The organism is Pantoea sp. SGAir0175, from assembly GCF_043547855.1.
Genome location: NZ_CP028081.1, coordinates 982,307 through 1,000,672, shown reverse-complemented (window position 1 = coordinate 1,000,672; position 18,366 = coordinate 982,307). Strand labels below are relative to the sequence as shown.

The window sequence follows — 18,366 nt, the reverse complement described above, 5'->3', positions numbered from 1 at the left end:
AATGGGAAGTAAAATCCCATCGCCTTTCAGTCGTCAATATTTCTGAAAATCGCCTGAATGTCTTCCATCATAAAGCCTTTCGACATCAGAAAGCGCTGGACTTTGCTTTTTTCCGCCCAGCTTTGCGGCAGCGGTTCGCCGAATTTACGTTTAGCGACCTCGGCCGCGCACTGGCTCCAGTCAACCTCGCTATCGAACAGCGCCTGGTTGATCTCATCACGGTCGATGCCTTTTTGCTGCAGCTCCATGCGCACCCGCTGTGGACCATAGCCTTTGCGCGCGCGACTCTGAATAAAGCGTTCGGTAAAACGCTGGTCGTTGAGCCAGCCATTCTCCTGACACCAGTCGAGCACTTTCTCCAGCAGCGCTTCCGGTATCGGCTGGCTCTCCTGTTGCTGTAGCCAGGCCGCACGCTGATTGTTCAGCTGCAGTTTGCGTTTCAGCTCGTCGCGGCTATGGTCGCGCTGCGACAAAATACGCATGGCACGATCGAGTACCCGGGAAAAGGTTGGCTCCGGAGCCTGTGATGAGGTCGATGACATAGGATTACCTTGTTGTGACTGTTGCGCAGGGTAAAGCAAGAAGGCAGAGAGGAAAAGCACGGGCGGGAAAAAGCAAAACGGGAGCATTGCTGCTCCCGTGGGTATGGTTAGAAATCTTCGTTGGTTTCGCTGGCTTCTTCGTATTTATCAGCCGCGCTATCCGCTGTCGCCGCTTCCGCCGTTGCACCGGTCAGCAGCATGTCACGCAGCTTAACGTCGAGCTCATTGGCAATCGCCGGGTTCTCTTTGAGGAAGTTGGTAGCGTTCGCTTTACCCTGGCCGATTTTATCGCCGTTGTAGCTGTACCACGCACCGGCTTTTTCCACCAGTTTGTGCTTCACGCCGAGATCAACCAGCTCGCCGAAGGTGTTGATGCCTTCACCGTACATGATCTGGAACTCAGCCTGCTTAAACGGTGCTGCCACTTTGTTCTTCACCACTTTAACGCGGGTTTCGCTCCCCACCACTTCGTCGCCCTCTTTAATGGCGCCGATACGGCGGATATCCAGACGCACAGAGGCGTAGAATTTCAGGGCGTTACCACCGGTGGTGGTTTCCGGGTTACCGAACATCACACCAATCTTCATACGAATCTGGTTGATGAAGATCAGCAGCGTGTTGGACTGCTTAAGGTTACCCGCCAGCTTACGCATCGCCTGGCTCATCATACGCGCAGCCAGACCCATGTGCGAATCACCGATTTCACCTTCGATTTCCGCTTTCGGCGTCAGCGCCGCCACGGAGTCAACGATGATCACGTCTACCGCACCCGAACGGGCCAGCGCATCACAGATCTCCAGCGCCTGCTCACCGGTATCCGGCTGCGAACACAGCAGGTTATCAATGTCGACGCCCAGTTTCTTGGCGTATACCGGATCCAGCGCGTGTTCGGCATCGATAAAGGCACAGGTTTTGCCTTTACGCTGCGCAGCAGCAATGACCTGCAGGGTCAGCGTGGTTTTACCGGAGGACTCAGGTCCGTAGATCTCAACGATACGGCCCATTGGCAGGCCACCCGCGCCCAGCGCGATGTCCAGCGACAGGGAGCCGGTAGAGATGGTTTCAACATCCATCGAGCGGTCTTCACCCAGGCGCATGATGGAGCCTTTACCAAATTGTTTCTCAATCTGGCCCAGCGCGGCAGCTAAAGCCTTCTGTTTGTTCTCGTCAATCGCCATTTCCACTCCTAATCATGCCGGGTGAGCAGGCACCGTGTATGCCTGCTCGTTCTGTTGCCGCTAATTATACTGTATAGTCATACAGTATCAAGTTTAATTTGTCAGAAATTCATCCAGCAGCGCCTGCAGCGCCCAGCTGACCGACTGACGCCGGACAGCATCGCGATCGCCGGCAAACTGCTGGCGCTGCGCCAGCACGCGGCCCTCCGGACCCGCCAGCGCAAACCAGACGGTACCGACCGGCTTTTCAGCCGTGCCGCCATCCGGTCCGGCGATGCCGCTCACCGCAATACCGTAGCCAGCGCCGGCCGCGGCACAGGCGCCGGTCACCATTTCGCGTACCGTTTGCTCACTGACGGCACCGTGCTGCGCCAGCGTCGCCGCCTGCACGCCAACCATCTGCTGCTTGGCCTCATTGCTGTAGGTAACAAAGCCGCGCTCAAACCAGGCCGAACTGCCGCTGATATCAGTAAACACTTTGGCAATCCAGCCGCCGGTACAGGACTCCGCCGCCGTCACCGTCGCCTGACGATGCCTGAGCTGTTCGCCAATACGGCGGCTGAGCTGCTGAAGTTGTTCGTCGTTCATCGCCTTCTCCTGTTGTGGCGCTTCACGTTAGCAGTAAATGGTGCGGCGACAAGCCCTTTTCAACCGCCGCCGTCGCATTTTGCGCACTGCGTTCCGGCAGGGTCAGCGCGTTTTCACCGCCACCATAAATAAACGCGGGAAGGCCAGCAAAACCTGTCCATTACTGCGCGTCGGGTAAGCGGGCAGCAGCGCCTGATGATAGTCGTGTAAAAAGTCCGCCTGCTGCGCCTCATCCAGCGCGGCAAGGAATGGACGCAACCCGGTGGCACGCAGCCAGCTGATGATCGCCTGCGCATCCGCCATCGGATGATAGTAAGTGGTGCGCCAGATATCGACCTGACAGCCTGCATCGCCTAATAAATCATAGTAGCGATCGCTGCTCAGCAGGCGTTTGCGCTCTGCCGCCTGAGGCGAAATATGCCCCTGCCAGCGTGAGCTGGCGGCTACCTCACGCATCAGACGATGCGACGGCTCCTGCAGGTTATCCGGCATTTGCACCGCCAGTGCACCGCCCGGTGCCAGCTGGTTTACCAGATGCGGCAACAAGGTTTCGTGGTCGGTCAGCCATTGCAGTGACGCGTTGGCATAAATGACCTGTTGCGGCTGCTCAGGCTGCCAGCTGCGGATATCGGCCTGAAGAAAATCACAGTCCGGCAGGCGTTGCCGCGCCTGTTCCAGCATCGCCTCAGAGCTGTCGATGCCGGTGATGTGCGCCTGCGGCCAGGCCTGCGCCAGCAGTTCCGTGCTGTTGCCCGGGCCACATCCCAGGTCCGTAGCAAAGCGCACCTCGTTGACGGGAATACGCGCCAGCAACTCCTGTGCCGGACGCGTACGCTCAGATTCAAACTGACGATACAGCTGGGGATTCCAGTCTTGCATAGCAACGCTCCTGTCTGTGTGGAAGAGTCACACACTACCTGTTTTGCTGCGCGAGGCGCGAAGAGAAAAGTGCGGTTGCCGTAAAAGTGTGGATGGCGCAGCGGAGTCAGGTGCTGCAGGCTCAGGCGTGGTGATAGCGCGCACGGGCGCGGGTGTCATTACTTCCGCATCCTGCGGGGAAAAGCAACAGGACGGCGCATGGCCGTCCTGCAATTAGTTCTTTTTCACAAACTCAGATTTGAGTTTCATCGGACCGAAGCCGTCGATTTTGCAATCGATATTGTGGTCACCTTCAACCAGACGGATGCTTTTCACTTTAGTGCCGATTTTCAGGGTGGAAGAGCTGCCTTTCACCTTGAGATCTTTCACTACGGTTACGCTATCGCCATCTGCCAGCAGGTTACCGTTGGCATCGCGCACCACCAGCCCTTCGCTGCTGTCATCCGCGCTGGCGGACCAGATATGGCCGCAGGAGGGGCAGTTCAGGTTTTCACCCTCCTGCCAGGTGTAATCTGCCTGGCAGGCCGGGCAGGCAGGTAAAGTCGTCATACATATTCCTCAGTGGTCGGTATGCGATGAAGAAGGCACCGCAAAACGGGCGCCATCTTATACCCTCATACTTTATAAGGACAGGATTAAAGCATGTTGCCCTGACGCGCCTGGGCGACCGCCTGCCCCAGCTGCCATACCGCCATGGCATAGTGCGTGCTGTGGTTGTAGCGCGTAATCACGTAGAAATTAGGCAGACCGTACCAGTATTGATAGCTGGTGCCGAGATCCAGCCGCAGCAGGCTGACCTGGCTGTTGCCATCCAGCGAACCCTGCGGTGCCAGACCGCTGGCAGCCAGCGTATTCACTGAATAAGAGGTTTTGAAACCGTTCTCCAGCGCCGGTGCCTGACCGCTGGCGGGCACGGCGACGTTTTCACCGGAACGCCAGCCGTGCGCTTTAAAGTAGTTGGCAACGCTGCCGATGGCATCCACCGGATCCCACAGATTGATATGGCCGTCGCCGTTAAAATCGACCGCATACTGCTTATAGGAGGACGGCATAAACTGGCCGTAGCCCATGGCACCGGCGAAAGAGCCGCGCAGATCCAGCGGATCGTCCTGCTCGGTGCGCGCCATCAGCAGGAAGGTTTCCAGCTCGCTGCTGAAGTAAGCGGCACGGCGCGGATAGCTAAACGAGAGCGTCGCCAGCGCATCCAGCAGACGGGTTTTGCCCATCACCCGCCCCCAGCGTGTTTCCACCCCGATAATCCCGACGATGATCTCCGGCGGTACGCCATACACCTGCTGGGCGCGCTGCAGCGCATCCTGATATTGATTCCAGAAGGCGACGCCGTTCTGCACGTTATCCGGGGTGATGAATTTATTGCGATAGCGAATCCACGCGCCGTTCGGCCCGGTCGGCGGCGTATAGCTCGGCGCCTGCTGATCCATCAGGCGCAGCACGTAATCCAGTCGCTTCGCCTGGCCAATGACCGCATGCAGCTGGTCGCGGTTGAAACCGTGCTTCGCCACCATCTGATCGATAAATTGTTCTGCCGCCGGATTACCGGCAAAGTCGCCAAACATCGGCTGAATGGCGTGAGAAGGTTCCAGTAAAAACCCTCCTTTCGGTGCAGGCACAACGGCGGATTGCTGCTGAGGGGCAGGCTTACTGCTGCAGGCAGCAAGCAAACAAATAAGCGGAAGAAGAGCAACCTTAAAACGCATCGGATATCCATAAGCCAGATGAAACACGAATGCTCATGGTAATCGTTCAACGAAGCGACTTACAGAGCAATGTCGTAAATTTACGCCCGTGGTGATTCTGCAGTTATGACCAGCCATATCTCTGCTCAGGTAATGAAAACGCCGCAGAGGTAAGGGGTGCACTGACCGAACTGACACTCACCTGTAGCGCGGCAGCGGCAGCGCCCGGCCGCGCTAAGCGCCGAATTTGCGTGCTGGCTCCACAGTTTTCCCCGCCGCGTAAAATTTGCTTTTTACCGCCTGTCGCAATTTGATAAGGTCGCCAGCCAGAAACATCGGCTGGCGGATGAAGCGGGCTGCGCAAAAATGCTAACATCTGCCCTTTCGTTATCCGCCAGTGTGATAACCATCCATCCCCGGCTGCCCCTGTCCAGCCAGCGGAAATCAAAAGAGTGAATCCTGAGTGAGAATGAGATGAAAGGAGCAGAGCAAATGGACTTCAGTGGCCACACCCCCATGATGCAGCAATACCTGCGCCTGAAGGCCGATCATCCTGACATCCTGCTGTTTTATCGCATGGGCGATTTCTATGAGCTGTTCTACGACGATGCCAGACGCGCATCGCAGCTGCTGGAGATCTCGCTGACTAAGCGCGGTGCGTCCGCCGGTGAACCGATCCCGATGGCCGGCGTGCCCTATCATGCCGTTGAGGGCTATCTGGCGAAGCTGGTGCAGCTGGGCGAATCGGTGGCGATCTGCGAGCAGATTGGCGATCCGGCACTCAGCAAAGGTCCGGTTGAGCGTAAAGTGGTGCGCATTGTAACGCCCGGCACCATCAGTGATGAAGCGTTACTGCAGGAGCGCCAGGATAACCTGCTGGCAGCCATCTTCCAGAGCCAGCGCGGTTTTGGCTATGCCACGCTGGATATCAGCTCCGGGCGTTTCCGCCTTAGCGAGCCGGGCGATGTCGAGACCATGGCGGCTGAACTGCAGCGCACCAATCCGGCAGAGTTGCTCTATCCAGAGGATTTGCAGGCCATGACGCTGATCGATCAGCGCCGCGGGCTGCGGCGGCGTCCGCTGTGGGAATTCGAAATCGACACCGCACGTCAGCAGTTAAACCTGCAGTTTGGCACGCGCGATCTCAGCGGCTTTGGCGTCGAGCAGGCGCATCTGGCGCTGCGCGCGGCGGGCTGTCTGCTGCAGTATGTGAAAGATACGCAGCGCACCTCGCTGCCGCATATCCGTTCGCTGAGTATGGAGCGCCAGCAGGACAGTGTCATCATGGATGCGGCCACCCGGCGCAATCTGGAAATCACCCAGAATCTGGCGGGCGGCAGCGAAAATACGCTCGCGGCGGTGCTGGATAAAACCGTCACGCCGATGGGTAGCCGCATGCTGAAGCGCTGGCTGCATATGCCGCTGCGCGACGTGGCCACCATCACGCGCCGCCAGGAATCAATTGCCGAACTGCAGTCGCTGAGCGAAGAACTGCAACCGGTGCTGCGCCAGGTGGGCGATCTGGAGCGTATTCTGGCGCGTCTGGCGCTGCGCACCGCACGTCCACGCGATCTGGCACGCATGCGTCATGCCTTCCAGCAATTACCAGAACTCAATACCCAGTTAGCGGACGTGGCCGCGCCCCATCTCAACGCGCTGCGCGATCGGATGGGGGATTTCAGCGAACTGCGCGAACTGCTGGAAAGCGCCATTATCGAATCGCCGCCGGTGCTGGTGCGCGACGGTGGTGTTATCGCGCCCGGCTATAACGCCGAGCTGGACGAGTGGCGCGCGCTGGCCGACGGCGCCAGCGACTATCTTGACCGCCTGGAGATTCGCGAGCGCGAAAAACTGGGGCTGGATACGCTGAAGGTTGGCTTCAACGCTGTGCACGGCTATTACATTCAGGTCAGCCGCGGACAGAGCCATCTGGTGCCTATCCATTACGTCCGCCGCCAGACGCTGAAAAATGCTGAGCGCTATATCATTCCCGAACTGAAAGAGTACGAAGACAAGGTTCTCACGTCGAAAGGCAAAGCGCTGGCGCTGGAAAAGAGCCTGTATGACGAGCTGTTCGATCGCCTGCTGCCGCACCTCGACGCGCTGCAGCAGAGCGCCGCGGCGCTGGCAGAACTGGACGTACTGGCCAACCTGGCCGAACGCGCCTGGACGCTCAACTACTGCCGCCCGGTGCTGCAGGAGAAAGCCGGGATTCGCATCACCGCCGGTCGCCATCCGGTGGTGGAACAGGTGCTGAAAGAGCCGTTCATTGCCAACCCGCTGTCGCTCTCAATGCAGCGTCGCATGCTGATCATTACCGGCCCCAACATGGGCGGTAAGAGTACTTACATGCGGCAGACGGCCCTGATTGCACTGATGGCCTGGATCGGCAGCTATGTGCCAGCGGAAGAGACGGTGATCGGCCCCATCGATCGCATCTTTACCCGTGTCGGTGCCGCCGACGATCTCGCCTCCGGTCGCTCTACCTTTATGGTCGAGATGACCGAGACCGCCAACATTCTGCATAACGCCACCGAAAACAGCCTGGTGCTGATGGACGAAATCGGCCGCGGGACGTCCACTTATGATGGCCTGTCGCTCGCCTGGGCCTGTGCCGAAAGCCTGGCGAATCGCATCAAAGCCATGACGCTGTTTGCTACCCACTACTTCGAGCTCACGACCCTGCCGGAGAAAATGGAAGGCGTGGTGAATGTGCATCTTGATGCGGTGGAACACGGTGACACCATCGCCTTTATGCACAGCGTGCAGGATGGCGCCGCGAGCAAGAGCTACGGCCTGGCCGTAGCAGCACTGGCCGGTGTGCCAAAAGAGGTGATTAAGCGTGCGCGCCACAAGCTAAAAGAGCTGGAAGCGCTGTCGGGCAGTTCTGCCGGCTCAACGGTGGAAGGCTCACAGCTGCCGCTGCTGGTGGCGGAAACCTCGCCGGCAGTGGAGGCGCTGGAAGCGCTCGACCCGGACAGCCTGACGCCCAAACAGGCGCTGGAGTGGATTTACCGTCTGAAAACCCTGATGTAACCTGCCACCGGCGCGTGCACGGCGCGCGCCGACCTGAATGTCAGACATAAAAAAACGGTGACCTTGTGGTCACCGTTTTTATTGCCAGCTACGGCTTATTCGCGGAACAGTGCTTCGATATTCAGACCCTGCGTCTGCAGAATTTCGCGCAGACGACGCAGACCTTCAACCTGAATCTGACGGACACGCTCACGGGTTAAACCGATTTCGCGGCCCACATCTTCCAGCGTTGCCGCTTCATAGCCTAACAGGCCGAAACGACGCGCCAGCACTTCACGCTGCTTGGCATTGAGTTCAAACAACCACTTAACGATGCTCTGTTTCATATCATCGTCCTGCGTGGTGTCTTCCGGACCGTTGTCTTTCTCATCGGCCAGGATATCCAGCAGCGCTTTCTCGGAATCACCGCCTAACGGCGTATCAACCGACGTAATGCGCTCGTTGAGACGCAACATACGGCTTACGTCATCAACTGGCTTGTCCAGCTGCTCGGCGATCTCTTCCGCACTCGGCTCATGGTCCAGCTTGTGCGACAGTTCACGCGCGGTACGCAGGTAAACGTTCAGTTCTTTAACAATGTGAATCGGCAGACGAATAGTACGGGTTTGGTTCATGATAGCCCGTTCAATGGTCTGACGAATCCACCAGGTGGCATAGGTTGAGAAGCGGAACCCGCGTTCCGGGTCAAACTTCTCTACGGCGCGAATCAGGCCGAGATTACCCTCTTCAATCAGATCCAGCAGCGCCAGACCACGATTGCTATAACGACGGGCAATCTTTACCACCAGGCGTAAGTTACTTTCGATCATGCGACGACGAGAAGGAATGTCACCGCGTAATGCGCGACGGGCGAAGAACACCTCTTCTTCCGCCGTTAACAGTGGTGAATAACCAATCTCGCCGAGGTAAAGCTGCGTCGCATCCAGAACGCGTTGCGTCGCACCCTGTGACAGCAACTCTTCTTCAGCTACTTCATTATCACCAGGTTCGTTCTCAACGAGAGCCTTCTCATCAAAAACCTCAGCTCCGTTCTCCTCGAATTCCGCATCATCGTGTAACTCATTAACTTTCAGCGTATTCTGGCTCATAAGCGGCTCCTACCCGTGATCCAAGGGCAGAACACCTAAGGTTCTGCCGGATTATCGCTGCGGTAAATAACGCAACGGGTTTACGGATTTCCCCTTGTAACGAATTTCAAAGTGCAATCTTACTGAACTGGTTCCGGTGCTACCCATGGTAGCGATTTTTTGCCCCGCCTTAACTTCCTGTTGTTCCCGGACCAGCATGGTATCGTTGTGGGCGTAGGCACTCAGGTAATCATCGTTGTGTTTGATGATGATTAAATTACCGTACCCGCGGAGCGCGTTGCCTGCGTATACCACTCTTCCTGATGCAGTGGCGACGACAGGTTGTCCACGCGACCCGGCGATATCGATCCCTTTGTTTCCGCCTTCCGCAGCGGAGAAGTTATCGATGATCTTCCCATCAGTCGGCCAACGCCAGCTTCCCACTGGTGTTGTGCTATTAGTTGTGCTGCTAACTGTGGGCGGTGCGGTAACCGGAGCTGTGGTCGTTGCCACATTATTTGCCCCTTTCGACGGCAGCATTTTCCCGCCTGTCGAACCCGAATCATCAGAATACGTAATAACAGGTTGCTGTGCAACAGGGGTGGATTTAATTTGCGTCTGATTCGATGCCACCGGAACGCCGCCCTGCGTGGCATCCGCTGCGGTTATCGCGTTACCACCGGTGATGGTCTGACCGTTACCGTTACCCACCTGTAACGTCTGCCCGGCGCTCAGGCTATAGGGCGCCGCGATATTATTGCGCTGTGCCAGATCGCGGAAATCATTGCCGGTAATCCAGGCAATATAGAACAGCGTATCGCCTCGCTTAACGGTGTAGGTTTCACCGCCGTAGCTGCCTTTAGGAATATTCCCATAATTGCGATTGTACACAATACGACCATTTTCGGTGGTCACATTATTATTGCCACTAACCATTCCACCCGCAGGCGCGGCTGATGGTGTACCACCGCTTAACATTCCACCACGCGGCATCGCCGGCACGGTGCTGTTCTGCGCGGCGATCATGCCGCCGCCTGTGGTGGGAGCAGCAGCCATACCGCTATCGCCGCTGTTGCTGCCAATCTGGCTGATGGGGGCTTGTGTGTTGTCGCCAGAGCTACAGCCTGCCAGCCAAAAACCGACCAGTGAAAGTGCCGCCAGACGGCGTAATTGAAATACTGTGCTTCCCGTGCTCATTGATCCCCCGTGATGGCAATCCTGGATAAAACTGTGTGTCGACGTTGACCGCATGATTCACTATCTGTGCCGTCAAAAACGCGCTTTCGCATTGATTAACAAGGATAGTAACAATATCAACTGCGCCATGCCATGTAACGATTGTGAAGAAATACGTAAGATGGCTTTATGCCAGATCGCCCTGAACCAGCGGCACAAAGCGCACCGGCTCAATCGTTTCTTCAATGATTTCACCACCCTGACGACGCAGGCGCTTAAGTACCTGCTGGTCCTCACCCACCGGCAGCACCATTTTGCCGCCTTCTCCCAGTTGCGCTATCAGCGCAGTCGGAATTTCTGGCGGTGCGGCAGTCACAATAATGGCATCAAACGGCCCCCGCGCGGCCCAGCCCTGCCAGCCGTCGCCGTGGCGTGTGGAAATGTTATGCAGATCGAGCTGCTTCAGGCGGCGTTTCGCCTGCCACTGCAGCCCTTTGATGCGTTCAACCGAGTAAACGTGGTTAACCAGATGCGCGAGAATGGCGGTCTGATAACCCGAACCGGTGCCAATTTCCAGCACGCGCGAGGTCGGGTTCAGCTCCAGCAGCGCCGTCATGCGCGCCACCATATAAGGCTGAGAAATGGTCTGGCCGTTGCCAATTGGCAGCGCCACATTTTCCCAGGCTTTATGTTCAAAAGCCTCGTCGATAAAGCGTTCTCGCGGGACATCAGCGATGGCTTTCAGCAGATGCTCATCGTGAATACCCTGCGTGCGCAGTTGGGCCAGAAGCGTTTCGATGCGCCGGTTTACCATGCCGGATTCACCTCAGCCTGGTACAGCCCGTCGCCTGCCCTCTTCCGCGCCGCGCCGGCGCCAGGATCAACCTGTCGTAATGTCTTCACGCCAGGGAACACGCCAATGCCGGGAGTCTGAATTCCATCATCGTTGCTGAGCCGTATCCGCATCTGATTCTGACCTTTTTCATTAACCGGTCCACCGACCGCCGCGCCCGTTTTGCGCCTTCAGCGGCGCAAGCGGTCCTGCGCTGGCGGCACAAGGATGTTTGCATTCTAGCGGTGAGGCGCGGGAAGTGGTAGGCGTAAATCACGCAACCGTCGGCAGTTGTCGCAACAATAAGCAGTCAAACGCAATGGCACCCAGTAAAAAGCCCGGCGAAAAGCCGGGCTGATTTATCACCTCAGTGACGATCCGGTAAGCTCACCGCATACAGATACCAGGCCGAGTGCGGCAGCCAGCCTTCCGCCCAGCGCCAGTCGTCATCCTTCCGTGTGACCGCATAACCTTCATCAAAGGCGATGCCGTCCGCCACCTGATTCGACGCGCCGGTGATGCCGTTAACGATACCGCCCGGCAGCGTGGTGTATTTCCACGAGTTGAAGAACAGATAGCTGATGTGGCGATAGCCGCTGCCGGTCAGCATGCTGACGTCGTACGGATTATGACCGAGGATCCAGTTGAGCTGATCCCAGGCATAGCTCTGCAGCTGCTGCGTAAAGGCTTTATCGTCCGCGAACAGCGGCATCGCCTGACGGGCGGCGGCGGCCAGCGAGGCGATACGCGCGTTTTCGCCCTGCCACCACGGCGCAGCTTCGCTGTCGTGCGGGAAGAAGAAGCTGGTGCGCTTCACGCCGTCTTTCAGCTGAATCAGCTGGCGCGCATAGCCAAACGGGTTATTGCTCTCTTTAGTCACCGCCAGCTCAAAGCCCAGCGAGCGTTTTATCGTCTGGCGGATGTTCGCCTGCTGCGCCTGCGGCGCGATACGCGCGTACTCCAGCAGCGCAATCACCGGCAGACCGGCATCGGACGGATGGAAGAACGGACGTTTTTCGCCGTCGGCACGCCAGTAGTCATGCCAGTTATCCAGCGACGTCAGTCGCGCCATCAGGCTCTCCGCGCGCTGCTGCGCCGCAGCCAGATAGACCGCTTTTTGCGAGGCACGATACAGTTCGGTAGCGGCCAGTAGCGCGGTGTAATCATCCACGATGTTCTCTTTACCGTCGTTCACCATGCGCAGGTTATTTTTCTGCAGGAAGGCAAAGGCATCTTCTGCGGTTTGCAGATATTGCTGCCGCGTGAAGTTGCCGTCATTCTCCATGGTGCTGGCCAGCGCCAGCGCGGCAATTGACATGCCGGCACCGGAGCGGAAGCTGGCCTGCCACGCCAGCGGGCCGACCGCCTCCTCTTCAACAATGGTGGAATCGGACTCCTTCTCTTTGATCTGCGTGCGCCAGTTGGGATTGGCGATCACCCGGTCCTGAGCCAGCTTCTCTTTGCCCGGCGACGAGATCGCCTGGAAGAAGGATTCACCCGGCCGCTTCATGCGCACCAGGAAATCGGCACCGTACAGCCCTTCGTCGAGCATGCGCCGGCGATACTCGTCAAAGTTCGGGTTATCACGCGCCCCGAGATTTTGATAACCGCGCAATAAACTCCACGCCACCAGCGGCGCCTGCTGCGGATTGAAATAAGAGGTCAGATTCTGGTGCGACAGGTGCACGCCGTAATCGCCGGTGGCGTCATACCAGCCGCCGTGGACGTCAACCGTACCGCTGCCGGTGCCTGGTGGCAGCGGCAGTTTGCGGTCCGCCTTATCGAACAGGCCGGTGACGCGCTGGCTTTTGAAGTAAGCAATTACATCGGACAGCGTATAGCGCTCAAGCAGATCGGCACCAATAATGAACGGCCCGGAGCGCACATCGCCGTCGCTGCTGGTAGTTTGCAGCACGTAACGGCCCGGCGTTTGCCAGCCGGAGAAATCGGCACGATAGAAGGTGCGATCTCCCCAGCCCGGCACATCACCCTGCGGCTGCAGCGTGCCGCTCAGCACCGCTTTATTGGTCTCATTATCCAGCAGGGTAAATTTCACCGGCGGTTTAGCGCGCGAGTCGCCGGTCAGTTGTACGATGGCGTTTTTCGGCGCGGCAACATCGTAGCCGACCTGATTGATTAAAACATGGGTTTCGGCGTGCGCCAGCCCGGCCAGTAACAGCGCTGCGGTCAGCGCGGAGAAGCGAATCCTCATGGTCATCATCCTTAGTGTCGTGAGTGATTGAACAGGCTAAAAGGGGCAATCATCATGAATTTGACGTCCTTTTCATCCTGGAAAACGTTGCCATAGCCGCCGCCCCAGCTGGGGTTATCGCTATGATTGTTGTAGGCGGTGAGATGCAGCTTAAATACCGTGTCTTTGGCCCAGCCGGACTGCACCTGCCACACCAGATCGCCATTGATGGCGGTTTCCGTCAGGCGCTGCTGCTGCGACCAGTCGCCGCCGCGCGCCGGTTTACCGTCCCAGCCCCAGGCGAACGAGCCACCGATGCTGACGCCCGGCCAGACGATGTCGCTGAGATCGATCATCAGGCCTGCAAACAGCGCTTTTTCGCCGTCGGCGTTGAAGTCAGAGCGCGAATCCCACCACATATCGATGCGGCCCGCGGAGTTGGGATAGATCGGCGTCATCGCCACGGTGTAGTAACCCTGTTTACCCGGTGCGTGTACCGCGCTGCCCTCGAGCCGGAACTGGTAGCGATCCCACTGGTACGCCAGCGTCAGGCCCTGCTGCCAGGCAAACTCATCGTAAACATCATGGCGACCGGTACGATCCTGTGAGCCGTAGAACTGCCAGCTGACGCTGAACGGGTTATCCCACAGCGTGGTCTGGCGTGCCGCTTTGGCGAAATATTTGTCGAGATAATGCGGAGATTCCCCCCACGCCAGCTCCAGCGTGTTGCCGTTTTTGAAGTCATACTTCGCGCCCAGCGAGTGCAGATAAGGAATGCGTGTTTGCCGGTCGATTTCGCGAAACTCGTACATTTTGCGATACCACGGTGCTTTGTACTTGTTGGCGCCCATCCACGACAGCGACAGCGCGCCGGCAGCGCCATAGTCATAGACCGCCCCGACTTCCACGCCCTGGTAGGTGCCGGGCAGAAATCCCCATTGGGTGCCAAGCAGCGTCTGACCGCTCGGCTGGATATAACCGGCCCGCAGCCAGTAGTCGCCGGCTTTGAGTTTCAGCGCGGCACGGTAGAGATCCAGCCCGTTACGTTCGCCGACGCCACGGTCTTCCCACATCGAAGGCCCGTGACTGAAGCTGATCTCGTTGGGATGCGCCGGGCTGCCTTCAAACAGATCCCAGGTGGCGAAGGCCGCCACATCAATGCCTACGGTATCGGCCAGATAGCCGGACTGATAATCGAGCGCGCCGGTCAGCGTGCTGTGATGCAGGTTGGTCTGATAGTGCTGATAGTGCGCGCTGTGCGGATCGAGATCTTTACGCTCACGGTGGCGCTGCCAGTAATAGACGGTGCCCTCCAGCGTGCTGTCTTCAACAAATCCTTCCGCCAGCGCCGGCGGTGCCGCGCCCAGCATCAGGGTGGCCAGCGGCAGCAGCGCTGCCTTGTTTCTCCTGGTGAATGTGTTCATGACCTTTCCTTAAGGTGCACGCGGCCCTGCGAAGCAGCCGCATGCGATTTCCCTGTTTTGGTGTTAACGAATCAGCGCATCAGGCGCCGGTTTTATTCACGCTGCGCAGCGTCCAGCGGCCGTAAATCAGCGTCAGAATGAATGGGGTGAGGAAAGCCACGGCAATTGCCGCCACTTCATAGATCATCTTCGACTCAGGGCCTTCGAACAGGCCGAGTTCAAACACGTTCAGCACCGGCAGGAAACTGTAGGTTTTCACCTGCAGCAGCCCGGTGATGCCACCGCCGAGCGCCGCGCCGATGCAGCCGAAGATAAACAGCATGCGGTACTTGAGATTGACGCCGTACAGCGCCGGTTCGGTGATGCCAAAGAACGCTGACAGCGACGCCGAGATTGCAATCTGCCGGTCGCGCAGGCTGCGGGCGATGAAGATCGCGCCGGTAACCGCGCCAAACTGCCCCATCACCGCCGACATAAACATCGCCATGATGGTGTCATAGCCCTGCACCTGAATATTGATCAGCGCCAGCGGGATGATGCCCCAGTGGACGCCAAACACCACGAACAGCTGACCTATGCCCGCCAGCAGCGCGCCGGAGATCATCGGGCTAAGCTGATAGAGCCAGCTGTAGCCGCTGGCGATGCCGACGCCAACGTAATCTGCCAGCGGGCCAATCACCGTGAACACCACAAAACCGCAAATCAGCAGCGACAGGCACGGCACAAACACCAGCGCTGCCACCTCGGGGATCCACTGTTTCAGTTGGCGCTCAACCTTGCTCAGCAGCAGTACCGCCAGAATCGCCGGAATCACCGCGCCGCCGTAAATCTTCAGGCTGATGCTCAGGCCGAACAGCGCAAAGTGCGCCGGCAGATCCGGCTGGGTGAGCGGAAACACCATCGCCGCCGTCAGCGCCAGCGCGGTGAAACGGCTGGCACCGAAACGGTCTGCCGCGGTAACCGCAATAAACAGCGGCAGAAAGACAAACACGCCGCTGGCCAGCGCGTTGAACATGGCGAACAGCAGGTCATCGTCCGCCACCCAGCCCTGCGTCTGCAGCAGCACCATGATGCCTTTGATCACCCCGATGCCGGCCAGTACGCCAATGTAGGGCGTGAAGATAGCGCCCAGCGTGGCCAGCATTTTGCCCGCAACGCCGCGCTCGTCTTTGCCGGGCTTCACCGGCTCGGCCACCGGCGCTGCGCCCTGCTGCATCGCCTGATACAGCTGTTCGACCTGCGGCCCGACCACAATCTGCAGCTGTCCGGACGCGTTCACCACGCGGATGACGCCCGGCAGGCTACTGATGGCCGGCATATCGACACTGGCCAGATCGTTTATCGTCAGCCGCAGTCGCGTGGCGCAGTGTGAAATATGGCTGATATTATCGTCGCCGCCGACCTGTTCCCTGATGGCCTGCGCCAGCTTCACGTAATCGAGTTTCATTGTTGTTATCCTTATGGCTCGCGCCCGGCGTTAGTCGTAATCACCCGGTTTGGTTTTGCTCTTCATCGCCACGCCAAAATCAGTAAATATGCGCTGCGGCAGATTGTTGCCTTTGGCTTCAGCGATGTGATGCGCGAGGATCTGGAACGGAATCACCATCAGCAGCGGCGCTATCCATTCGCTGACCTCCACGCCGAGCGCCAGCGTGCGCGCATCATCGCTCTCCCCGAGACACAGACTCCAGACGTGCGGCGTCACGCGCTGCTCATACTGGCGCAGCAGCTGCAGGCGTTCGCGCACCGGCGCCTCGACATCGATAAAGAACAGCCGGTGCTGCGGATTGATTTCGAAATAGGGGCCGTGCATGAACGCTTCCAGTTCAATGCCCTGCGACGGCACGCGCACCGTTTCGCTGAATTTGGTCTCCATCTCTTTGATCACGCCAATCGCCGGACCAAAGCCAATCGAGATAAAGCGTGGCGCCGCAGTAAGATCGTCCTGCCAGCGCTGCCAGAAGCGCTCGGTGCGGGCGATGATGTCCGGAATCGCGTCGACGCCGCGCTGCAGTTGCGCCAGCGCCTGCTGCTCCTGTTCTGCGCTGAGGCGACCGCTGTGGCGCGCGCTGTGCACGCCAATCAGCATCAGCGTCAGGATCGTGGCGACATAGCCTTTAGTGACATACCCGACGCGCTCTTCGCCGTTCATGATGTCTACGGCGTGATCCACCGCCTGCGCCAGCGGACTGGTGATTTTGCTGGTGATGCCCCAGGTTGCCACGCCGTGCTGTTTTTTCAGCGCGTCAATCGCCGCCAGCGTCGAAGTGCTCTCGCCGCTCTGTGAAATCGCGATCACCAGATCGGTCGCCGGATCCCACTGCTCGTAGTGCTGAAAATGGAACGGCTCCTGCACGCTGATGCGTACGCCGGTCAGTTGCTCAACGTAATATTTGGCGCTGAGCGCGGCGTTGATGCTGGAGCCGGTGGCCAGAATCAGCACTGTTTTTGCCTTGCCCAGCACCGGTAATCCCTGCGGATAGCACGCCAGCAGATGGCTCAGCACCTCGGGTTGCTGGTGGATGTAGGTCATCATGGTGGGTTTCATTACCGCTCCTTAAACTGTTTTCCCGCCAACCTGAAAACGTTTTCAGGTTGTGCGCCAACTTATTTAATGGCGCATATTAAGTCAACGTGAGGATCGTGAAATTGCGATCGCGCTAACAAAGCGCAACGAAAGCAAGTAGAACGTTTAAGGGGAGAAGATCAGGCGGATTCGCCGGGGATCAATACCGGCTTTAGCGGTGCGCTGCAGCGCGCGTGCGGGCTTAAGCTGCCGTCCAGCTGCGCCATCATCATGGTGATAATGTTTTGCCCCAGTTGTGGATTCTGGTGATCGACGCTGGTCAGGCGCGGGATAAAATACTCGCTGCCGGGGAAGCGCTCGCAGCTGATGACCGCGACCTGCTCAGGCACATTAATGCCGCGATCGCGTAGCGCGCGGATCGCGCCCATCGCCACGCGATCGTTGATTGCCACCAGCGCCTGCGGTTGCTCAGCCTGCTGCCACAGCGTATCAATCGCCTGATAGCCGTGTTCAGGATAGAAGTTATTCAGGCAGATCCAGCTGTCGCGCGGCGTAATGCCGGCCTGCTGCAGCGTGGCGTGGAAATGACTGACGCGCTCGCGCGTCACCCACACTTTGCGCGAACCGCCAATAAACGCGATATCGCGCAGGCCGCGCGCCAGCAGGTGATTTACCGCCAGTCCGACGCAGTGCTGCTGGTCGCGCATCACGCACGGCCAGCGGCCAGCAGGATGCGGCTGCCCCACCACCACTACCGCCATTTTGTCCATCAGCGATTCCAGCAGCGTCAGGTAGTTGGCCGGAATCGGCGCATAGTCGCTGTGGCCGCCGAGCACGATCACCCCATCGATCTGGCTATCGATAATCGACTGAAAAATCGCGCTTTCGTCATCGTCGTGCTGAGGGCTACGGTTGGCCGACTGGGTATCGTACAGGGTGATTTTGTAACCGATGGCCAGACAGGCCTGCTGAATCTGCGCCACCAGCGTGACGAAGTAAGGGTTAGTGATGTCAGAGACGATCACCGCGAGCGTATAGCTCTGGCGCGATATCATGCCGCGCGCCATCAGGTTGGGGCTGAACTGATGCTCGGCGATCACCTGCTCCACCCGCGTGCGGGTTTTTTCCGACACCCACGCATGCTTGTTAAGCACGCGCGAGACGGTAGTGATCGACACACCGGCGAGTACGGCAATATCCTTGATGGTGAGATTTTTGCTCATCGTCGC

Annotated in this window: 15 protein-coding genes; 1 reads left to right on the top strand and 14 read right to left on the bottom strand. The window is 58.4% G+C overall.

Annotated features, from left to right (window positions below; genetic code table 11):
• Positions 1-26: 26 nt before the first annotated feature.
• The 6 genes from C1N56_RS04410 to mltB form a co-directional block, all read right to left on the bottom strand.
• Complete coding sequence (locus C1N56_RS04410) at positions 27-542, bottom strand: regulatory protein RecX (protein ID WP_223815705.1); 516 nt, start codon at positions 540-542, stop codon at positions 27-29.
• A gap of 107 nt (positions 543-649) precedes the next feature.
• Positions 650-1,720, bottom strand: a complete 1,071-nt coding sequence (recA, locus tag C1N56_RS04405) for a recombinase RecA (protein WP_021507334.1) — start codon at positions 1,718-1,720, stop codon at positions 650-652.
• 93 nt (positions 1,721-1,813) lie between these two features.
• Positions 1,814-2,308, bottom strand: a complete 495-nt coding sequence (gene pncC / locus C1N56_RS04400) for a nicotinamide-nucleotide amidase (protein WP_058776003.1) — start codon at positions 2,306-2,308, stop codon at positions 1,814-1,816.
• 102 nt (positions 2,309-2,410) lie between these two features.
• Positions 2,411-3,187, bottom strand: a complete 777-nt coding sequence (gene tam, locus C1N56_RS04395; protein WP_394517168.1) for a trans-aconitate 2-methyltransferase — start codon at positions 3,185-3,187, stop codon at positions 2,411-2,413.
• 213 nt (positions 3,188-3,400) lie between these two features.
• The gene (locus C1N56_RS04390; protein WP_021507336.1) at positions 3,401-3,736 is read right to left on the bottom strand and encodes a zinc ribbon domain-containing protein YjdM; all 336 of its coding nucleotides are present in this window, start codon (positions 3,734-3,736) and stop codon (positions 3,401-3,403) included.
• An 86-nt stretch (positions 3,737-3,822) separates the two neighbouring features.
• Positions 3,823-4,905 carry a lytic murein transglycosylase B gene (gene mltB, locus C1N56_RS04385; RefSeq protein WP_127834480.1) on the bottom strand — a complete coding sequence of 361 codons (1,083 nt, stop codon included), beginning with the start codon at positions 4,903-4,905 and terminating at the stop codon, positions 3,823-3,825.
• Positions 4,906-5,376: 471 nt separating this feature from the next.
• Between mltB and mutS the strand changes: the two genes are divergently transcribed.
• Positions 5,377-7,920 carry a DNA mismatch repair protein MutS gene (gene mutS / locus C1N56_RS04380; RefSeq protein WP_262265115.1) on the top strand — a complete coding sequence of 848 codons (2,544 nt, stop codon included), beginning with the start codon at positions 5,377-5,379 and terminating at the stop codon, positions 7,918-7,920.
• 95 nt (positions 7,921-8,015) lie between these two features.
• On the opposite strand, the gene rpoS is transcribed toward mutS, so the two are convergent.
• The 8 genes from rpoS to C1N56_RS04340 all read right to left on the bottom strand — a co-directional run bounded on the left by rpoS (position 8,016) and on the right by C1N56_RS04340 (position 18,360).
• On the bottom strand, positions 8,016-9,008 hold the full coding sequence (gene rpoS / locus C1N56_RS04375) for an RNA polymerase sigma factor RpoS (RefSeq protein ID WP_021507339.1): 993 nt from the start codon (positions 9,006-9,008) through the stop codon (positions 8,016-8,018).
• A gap of 51 nt (positions 9,009-9,059) precedes the next feature.
• Positions 9,060-10,184, bottom strand: a complete 1,125-nt coding sequence (gene nlpD, locus C1N56_RS04370; protein ID WP_058776000.1) for a murein hydrolase activator NlpD — start codon at positions 10,182-10,184, stop codon at positions 9,060-9,062.
• 166 nt (positions 10,185-10,350) lie between these two features.
• On the bottom strand, positions 10,351-10,977 hold the full coding sequence (locus tag C1N56_RS04365; RefSeq protein ID WP_021507341.1) for a protein-L-isoaspartate(D-aspartate) O-methyltransferase: 627 nt from the start codon (positions 10,975-10,977) through the stop codon (positions 10,351-10,353).
• A 385-nt stretch (positions 10,978-11,362) separates the two neighbouring features.
• A complete protein-coding gene (locus C1N56_RS04360; RefSeq protein ID WP_394517167.1) occupies positions 11,363-13,207 on the bottom strand; it encodes a glycoside hydrolase family 9 protein in 1,845 nt (614 codons plus the stop codon).
• Positions 13,208-13,218: 11 nt separating this feature from the next.
• On the bottom strand, positions 13,219-14,610 hold the full coding sequence (locus C1N56_RS04355) for an OprD family outer membrane porin (RefSeq protein ID WP_058775998.1): 1,392 nt from the start codon (positions 14,608-14,610) through the stop codon (positions 13,219-13,221).
• A gap of 79 nt (positions 14,611-14,689) precedes the next feature.
• Entirely contained in the window at positions 14,690-16,057 is a 1,368-nt protein-coding gene (locus tag C1N56_RS04350; RefSeq protein ID WP_394517166.1) for a PTS transporter subunit EIIC, read from the bottom strand.
• Between the two features lie 30 nt (positions 16,058-16,087).
• A complete protein-coding gene (locus C1N56_RS04345; protein WP_059010921.1) occupies positions 16,088-17,158 on the bottom strand; it encodes an SIS domain-containing protein in 1,071 nt (356 codons plus the stop codon).
• A gap of 158 nt (positions 17,159-17,316) precedes the next feature.
• Positions 17,317-18,360 carry a LacI family DNA-binding transcriptional regulator gene (locus C1N56_RS04340; RefSeq protein WP_394517165.1) on the bottom strand — a complete coding sequence of 348 codons (1,044 nt, stop codon included), beginning with the start codon at positions 18,358-18,360 and terminating at the stop codon, positions 17,317-17,319.
• Positions 18,361-18,366: the final 6 nt, after the last annotated feature.